1 protein-coding gene is annotated in these 718 nt (G+C 50.8%); it reads right to left on the bottom strand.

The window, feature by feature from the left end; translation table 11 throughout:
* On the bottom strand, window positions 1-718 hold a 718-nt coding region (locus R7Q46_RS27005; protein WP_318078223.1), incomplete at both ends, for an L-lactate permease.

Here is a 718-nt window from a genome sequence, read left to right as displayed (position 1 = left end):
GACCGACGGTTGCGGATGCTGCCACCACGTTGTGAATGGCAATCATGTTACCCGCAGCCGCGCCAACGGCTTGCAGTGACACTACAACCACGCTTGAGATAGACAATGTCTGCGCGACTTCGAATTGGAACTGGCTGAACATCATGTTCGATACGGTATTCGAACCTGCGATGAATGCACCTAGCGCACCAACCGTTGCACTCAGTGCTGGGAATGCAGAGCCAACGAGGTCTGGGGCAAAGTTCGCGGTTGTTACAGGCATACTTGCTAGGTCAGCACCGTTCACACCTGAGTTGATGAAGATACGTACCATCGGGATAGTGAACACCAATACGAAGCCTGCACCGATTAGCGTTTTGCTTGACTCGCCGAATGCTTCACGCAAAGGTTTTGCGCTACCGCTTTGCAATACAGCAGCAAGCAGAGCAACGAACACCAGTACACCACCAGGAAGGTAAAGCGGCTGAATCGCAGCGCTAACGCCTGTCTCGCCTAGAATGTTGCTAAACGACACGCTGACGCTTTGCAATAGACCTTTAAACTCAGAGCTTACGCGGCTTGCTACCAAAATAACGGCCAGCATTACATAACGAATCCACGCTTTTACCAAGCTCCTTGGCTTACCAGGATTGTCGTCCAGATCCACTTTCAAAGAGCCTAGCCACTCTGCTGGCCATTTGTCTTCGCTTTCAAAATCCCATTTTGTTTTAGGAACTAG

The sequence above is a fragment of the Vibrio sp. 811 genome, assembly GCF_033339195.1.
This window is presented reverse-complemented; position numbering and strand designations above follow the sequence as displayed.